Origin of the sequence: Cellulomonas pasadenensis, assembly GCF_047229365.1 — a bacterium.
In the GTDB taxonomy this organism is placed as follows: Bacteria; Actinomycetota; Actinomycetes; order Actinomycetales; family Cellulomonadaceae; genus Cellulomonas.
The window spans coordinates 1-6,687 of record NZ_JBFTEP010000166.1 but is presented as its reverse complement, the minus strand read 5'-3'; the positions used below and the strand labels follow the sequence as shown (position 1 = coordinate 6,687).

Here is a 6,687-nt window from a genome sequence, read left to right as displayed (position 1 = left end):
GGGTCGGCGTGCTGCGCGACGAGCCGCAGCAGGCGTGCGTCGTCGGAGAGCAGCCGGTACCACCCCCGGTGCCCGGGGCGCGGGGCCGACCCCGGCGCCCGGGCGCGGGGCCCCACGGTGGGGATGTCGTCCACCCGCCCCGCCACCCGGGCCGCGGCCGCGCGCACGCCGGAGCCGCCCGCGTCCGCCGTGCCGAGCGCGTCGAGCTGGGCGGTGTAGCGCGCCGCCTCCGCGTCGAGCACGCCCCGCACGCGCGCGAGCAGCCGCTCGTGCGCGGACTCCGTGAGGCGGCGCACCGCGTCGTCGCCGAAGACCGCCTCGAGCAGCCGCTGCGCGAGCACGGCGGTGCCGCCGGCGATGCCGACCTCCGCGCCGGTCAGCCCGCCCGTCGAGGCGAAGACCGCGAGCATGAGCGCGGCACCGAGGCCGTTGACGCCGAACGAGAGCGCCCGCGCCTGCGTCCGCCGGTCGGCGCCCTCGTCGGCGACCAGCGCGAGCACGTCGTCCTGCCAGCCGCGGACCTGCGCGGCGATCTCGTCGCGCAGCCGCGCGGACGACCGCGAGAGCGCCAGCCCGTCGAGCAGCGCCGCGCCGGCGGGGTCGGCGCGCCACGCGGCGTACGCGCGGTCGGCCGCCTGCTCGGCCGCGTCGAGCACGACGGCGTCGAGGCTGCGGCCGATGGCGGCGGCGAGCGCCGGCTCCTCCGCACGCCGACCGCGCACGGCGGACGTCAGGCGGTCCCGCCAGCGCGAGACGCGCTCCTCGACGGACCGCATGAACTCACCCGTGCCGACGACGTCCTGCCAGCGCGCGAGCACCTCGCCGCGCAGCATGCGCCCGTCGGACGTCGCGCGCCCGACGTCCACGAGCGCCGCCTCGTACGCGGTGCGCACGGCCGCGCGCAGGCGGGCGTCCGCCGCCTCCTGCGCGTCCGCCGCGTCGGCCACCAGGCCCGCGCGGACGACGAGGTCGGCGACGAGGCCGTCGCGCGTCCGCTCCACGACGCCGCGGCGCGCGGCCGGGTCGGCCGCGAGCCGGGTCAGCCACTCGGCGACGGGCGCCACGGCCCACGCCGGCAGGAGCCCGTCCTCGGGCTCGACCTCGGGGACCACCAGCACCGGGGTGCCCGCGAGCCCGTGCTCCGCGAGCATCGACGTGAGGTGCGTGCGGACGGCGTCCTCCTCGCCGGGGTCGACGCGGTCGAGCACGAGCGCCAGCTCGACGCGCCGCTGCGCGGCCGTGGCGAGCAGCTCCCACGGCACGGCGTCGGCGTAGCGCGCGGCCGTGGTGACGAACAGCCACAGGTCCGCGGCACCGAGCAGCTGCCGTGCCAGCGCACGGTTCTCGTCGACGACGGAGTCGATGTCCGGCGCGTCCAGCAGCGCCAGCCCCTGCGGCACGGCGTCGCTCGCGACGAGCCGCAGGCCGGCGTGCCCGGCCGCGCCCGTGCCGTCCGGGGACGCGCCGCCCGCGGTGTCCGGGGCGCCGCGGCCCGGCCCGGCACCGCGCCCGCCGACGAGCCGCGCCAGGCCCGGCAGCACCCGGTCGGTGGTGAACCAGCGGCCGTCGAGCGGGTGGTGCACGAGCACCGGCCACCGCGTCGTGGGTCGCAGCACGCCCGCCGTCGACACCGGGGCACCGAGCAGGGAGTTGACCAGCGTGGACTTGCCCGCGCCGGTGGACCCGCCGAGGACCGCGAGCACCGGCGCGGCGGCGGCCCGCAACCGGGGCAGCAGGTAGTCGTCGAGCTGCTCGACGGCCTGGCGGCGCACGGCGCGCGCCTCCGCGACGCCCGTGCCCTCGAGCGGCAGCTCCACCTGGCCGAGCCGCAGCCCGAGCACCTCGAGCGCCTCGACGAGCCCGTCGCCGGGCACGCCCGCGACGGGCGCAGCCGTACCGGGCGCAGCCGTACCGGGCACAGCCGTACCGGGCACTGCCGTACCGGGCACTGCCGCGGGAGGCGACGCGCCCGCCCGCCCCGCCGGACCCCCGGGGTCCGGCGCGTCGGGGCGGACGGGCGCGTCGTCGCTCATGCCGGCCGCGCCCTCAGTCGCGCCGCAGCTTGCGGTGCGTCACGCGGTGCGGGCGGGCCGCGTCGGCGCCGAGGCGCTGGACCTTGTTCTCCTCGTACGCGGCGAAGTTGCCCTCGAACCAGTACCAGGCCGACGGGTCCTCCTCGGTGCCCTCGTACGCGAGGATGTGCGTCGCGACGCGGTCGAGGAACCAGCGGTCGTGCGACACGACCACGGCGCAGCCGGGGAACTCGAGCAGCGCGTTCTCGAGCGAGCCGAGCGTCTCGACGTCGAGGTCGTTGGTCGGCTCGTCGAGGAGCAGCAGGTTGCCGCCCTGCTTGAGCGTGAGCGCGAGGTTGAGCCGGTTGCGCTCGCCGCCCGACAGGACGCCGGCCGGCTTCTGCTGGTCCGGGCCCTTGAAGCCGAACGCGGCGACGTACGCGCGCGACGGCATCTCGACGTTGCCGACCTTGAGGAAGTCGAGGCCGTCGGACACGACCTCCCACAGCGTCTTCTTCGGGTCGATGCCGCCGCGGCTCTGGTCGACGTACGAGATCGAGACGGTCTCGCCGATCTTGAGGTCGCCGCCGTCGAGCGGCTCCAGCCCGACGATCGTCTTGAACAGGGTCGTCTTGCCGACGCCGTTCGGGCCGATGACGCCGACGATGCCGTTGCGGGGCAGCGTGAAGCTGAGGCCGTCGATGAGCGTGCGGCCGTCGAAGCCCTTGACCAGGTCCTTGGCCTCGAGCACGACGTTGCCCAGGCGCGGGCCCGGCGGGATCTGGATCTCCTCGAAGTCCAGCTTCCGCGTCCGCTCCGCCTCGGCCGCCATCTCCTCGTAGCGGGCCAGGCGCGCCTTCGACTTCGTCTGGCGGCCCTTGGCGTTCTGGCGCACCCACTCGAGCTCGTCCTTGAGGCGCTTGGCGAGCTTCGCGTCCTTCTTGCCCTGGACGTTCAGGCGCTCCTGCTTCTTCTCCAGGTACGTCGAGTAGTTGCCCTCGTACGGGTAGAGGCGCCCGCGGTCGACCTCGCAGATCCACTCCGCGACGTGGTCGAGGAAGTAGCGGTCGTGCGTCACGGCGAGGATCGCGCCGGGGTACTGCTGCAGGTGCTGCTCGAGCCACAGCACGGACTCGGCGTCCAGGTGGTTGGTGGGCTCGTCGAGCAGCAGCAGGTCCGGCTTCTCGAGCAGGAGCTTGCAGAGCGCGACGCGGCGGCGCTCACCACCCGACAGGACGTTGACGTCCGCGTCCGGCGGCGGGCACCGCAGGGCGTCCATCGCCTGCTCGAGCTGCGCGTCGAGGTCCCAGGCGTCGGCGGCGTCGATCGCCTCCTGCAGCTGCCCCATCTCCGCGAGCAGCGCGTCGAAGTCCGCGTCCGGGTCGGCCATGAGCGCCGAGATCTCGTTGTAGCGGTCGAGCTTGCCCTTGATCTCGGCGACGCCCTCCTCGACGTTGCCCAGCACCGTCTTCTCGTCGTTCAGCGGCGGCTCCTGCTGCAGGATGCCGACCGTGAAGCCGGGCGACAGCCGGGCCTCGCCGTTCGACGGCTGGTCGAGCCCGGCCATGATCTTGAGGATCGTGGACTTCCCGGCGCCGTTCGGGCCGACGACGCCGATCTTCGCGCCGGGCAGGAAGTTCAGGGAGACGTCGTCGAGGATGACCTTGTCGCCGTGCGCCTTGCGCGCCTTGTACATGGAGTAGATGAACTCAGCCACTGACTGCTCGTCCGCCTCGGGTCGCTTCGGTGGGGACGCCGCCGGTCGGGGCGCGGTGCCGGGCGGGGACGTGCCCCGACCGGGTCGCGCGCGCCGACCTGCGGCGTCGTCGGTTGCCGGTCCCCCAGCCTAGGCGATCACCCGCGCCCGACCAGCGCGAGGCCCTCCGCCGCGGCCGCACGGTCGTCGCCGTCCGCGCCCGCGTCGGACCCCGGCACGTCGTCCGCGTCGCCGTCGGGCGGTGCCGTGGGGCCGGCGTCGGGGCCGGCCGCGTCCTCCGGGAGGTGCGGCGCCTGCGCCCACGGGTCGTCGACGGCGGCCTCCGGGGCACCCTCGGCCGCGGCGCCGCGCGCGCCCACGCTCTCCCCCGCGGCCTCGCCCGTGCCGCCGCGGGTGCTGCGCCGGAACGCGGTCGTGCCGAACACGAGGTCGTGGCCGAGCGCGACCGCCTCGAGCACGAGCTCGGTGCGCGGGCCGTCCGGCGACGTCCACTCCGACGTGCCCACGCGCCCGACCACCACCACCGGGTCGCCCTTGTGGAGCGAGCGCGTGACGTTGTCCGCCACCTGCCGCCACACCTTCACCGTCCACCAGACCGTCGGGCCGTCGCGGTAGGTGCCGCTCTCGCGGTCGTACACCCGCCGCGTCGACGCGAGCCGGAACTGCGCGTACGGCGTGCCGCCGCCGTCCAGGTGGTAGCTCCGCACGTCCGAGCCGACCCAGCCGACGACGGTCACGTCCTGCGTGTGTGCGCCCATGCCGATGTCCTCACTGCCGTGGCCCCGCGAGCGCGGGGCGTGTGAGGACAGCGTCCGGGCCCGCCGTGTCGCGCCGACGCGCGCGGGCCCGCACCCGTGGACGGCACGTCCGCGCGCCGGGGCTGGGGACGGCTCGGCGTCGTCCCGGATGCGTGCCCGGGACCACGCACGCCGGACCTCAGCGCGGCGCAGGTCCCCCGGCGGCCTGCGCCACGAGCTCGCGCGCGTGCCGGTGCTCGGCGAGCACGTCCTGCGTCGGTGCGAGCAGCCGTGCCCGGGCCGCCGACTCGATCGCCGCCCGCCCGTCGGCCAGGACCCGCTCGGCCCGACGCGCGGCGGCCCGGCGGCGCACGGCCGACGCCACGACCGCGAGGACGAGCGCCGCGGCGAGCAGCGCGGCGGCGAGCACCGCCGGCGGCACCCAGCCCGGGTCCGCCCCCGCCGCGTCGGCGACGACCAGCCCTGCACCGACCAGCCCGACGACGCCCAGCACCACGGCGAGCACCGAGAGGACGCGCGCGGCGAGCGACGCCCGCGCCGTCACGGTCACCTGCGTGAGCGCGTCGGTGACGGCGAGGCGCAGCTCCGCCGGCGTGGCCACCCGGTGCCGCAGGTCGTCGGCCCAGCGCACGGGCAGCCCCTGCGTCACGCTGGTCACCCACGCCGAACGGGCCAGCCCGACGCCGTCGCCGTGCACGTCGCCGAGCCGCGGCGGCCGCGACGCCCCGCCGCGCACGACGGCCGCGACCGCGGCGGCCACGGCCGGGAGCCCCGCGGCGGACACGAGCTTGTCGACGACCGTCCCGAGCGCGAGCTGCGACGGCGCCGGCTCCCGCGCACCCACCTGGGTCGCGGCCAGGCGCGCCGCCTGCGCGACCTCCGCGTCCGCGTGCGCGGCCGCGACCGACCGCTGCGCGACCGCGTCCGCCAGCGCGTCCCGCAGCTCCGCGACGCCGTCGCCGGTCACCGTCGACACGCCGTGCACGGGCACGTCCGGCAGGCCGTCCTCCGCGAGCAGCCGCTGCACGTCGGCGAGCAGCGCGCCCCGCACCTCGGGCGCCACGGTGTCGACCTGGTTCATGACGAGCAGCATCGACGCGTCCCGGCCGGCGAGCCGGCGCAGGTACCCGGAGTGCAGCGCGTCGTCGGCGTACTTCTGCGGGTCCACGACCCACACGAGCAGGTCGACCTGCGGCAGCACCCGGTCGACGACCTCGCGGTGCTCGGGGGCGATCGAGTCGTGGTCGGGCAGGTCGAGCAGCACGAGCCCGCGCAGCGCGGCCTCGTGGTCGGCGTCGAGGACGCTCTCGCGCTCGATCCGGTGCTCGGCGTCGACGCCGAGCCAGTCGAGCAGCGGGTCGCCGTCCGCGCCCCACACGCACGCGGTGACGCGCGACGTCGTCGGCCGACGGACGCCCACGTCGGCGAACCGCAGGCCGCTGACCGCGTTGAAGAGGCTGGACTTGCCCGACCCGGTGCCGCCGACGAGCGCGACGACGGTGTGGTCGACGCCCAGCACGAGCCGCTCCCGGACGCGGTCGACCGCGGCGCCGACGGCTGCGACGACGTCCGGGTCGACGCGGTCGCCGCCGATGGTGAGGGCGCCCTCGAGCGCGTCGACGCGCGCCGTGAGCGCGGCCGTGTCCTCCCCGCGCACCGCGCCCTCGTCGTCGTCCGCCCAGGCCGTGCCCGGTGCCTCGGGCTCGACGCCGGGGACGTCGGCTCCCGGGGCGTCGTCGAGCATCTCCGGCTCGGCGTCCGCGGGGACGCGCGCGCCGTGGGCGGGCACGGCCGCCGGCAGCACCGCGGGGATGGGCGCCGGGACGGAGGCCGGCCTGAGGTCGTCCGTGCTCATGTCAGCCCCTTGAGGACGGCGAGCCGCAGGCGCAGCCGGGAGGACGCGTCGGCGGCGAGGTCGGGATCGGCGAGCGCCGCGTCGGCGCCGGCGCGCTCGACGTCGACCTGCGCCTGCGCGCGGCGCACGAGGTCGGCGCGGAGGTCCTCGACGAGCGTGTCCGCCGCGTCGGGCAGCAGCGTGCGCAGCGCCTCGTGCGCCTCCGTGAGCCCGGCGGCGGCCGCAAGCGCGGCGGCGGGGGGGGGGGGCGCCCCCCCCGGGGGCGTATAAACATCAAAGAGCCCACCAGACTCTTACGCCGAGGGCGGAGTGGGGGGTGTGGGTGGAGGGTGGGGGGGGGGGGGG

General features: G+C 77.0%; 5 protein-coding genes. All 5 read right to left on the bottom strand.

Annotation, left to right across the window (positions count from 1 at the left end; translation table 11 throughout):
• The coding region (locus AB6N23_RS16510) for an ABC transporter (RefSeq protein WP_412867079.1) at positions 1–2,033 on the bottom strand (2,033 nt) is incomplete at its 3' end.
• A 13-nt stretch (positions 2,034–2,046) separates the two neighbouring features.
• Positions 2,047–3,729, bottom strand: coding sequence for an energy-dependent translational throttle protein EttA (gene ettA / locus AB6N23_RS16505; protein ID WP_412867078.1), 1,683 nt, complete (start codon positions 3,727–3,729; stop codon positions 2,047–2,049).
• A 137-nt stretch (positions 3,730–3,866) separates the two neighbouring features.
• Positions 3,867–4,487, bottom strand: coding sequence for a single-stranded DNA-binding protein (locus tag AB6N23_RS16500; protein ID WP_412867077.1), 621 nt, complete (start codon positions 4,485–4,487; stop codon positions 3,867–3,869).
• A gap of 178 nt (positions 4,488–4,665) precedes the next feature.
• A complete protein-coding gene (locus AB6N23_RS16495; protein ID WP_412867076.1) occupies positions 4,666–6,342 on the bottom strand; it encodes a GTPase in 1,677 nt (558 codons plus the stop codon).
• Complete coding sequence (locus AB6N23_RS16490; RefSeq protein ID WP_412867075.1) at positions 6,339–6,470, bottom strand: hypothetical protein; 132 nt, start codon at positions 6,468–6,470, stop codon at positions 6,339–6,341. Before AB6N23_RS16490 ends, AB6N23_RS16495 begins: the two co-directional genes overlap by 4 nt.
• Positions 6,471–6,687 lie beyond the last annotated feature (217 nt).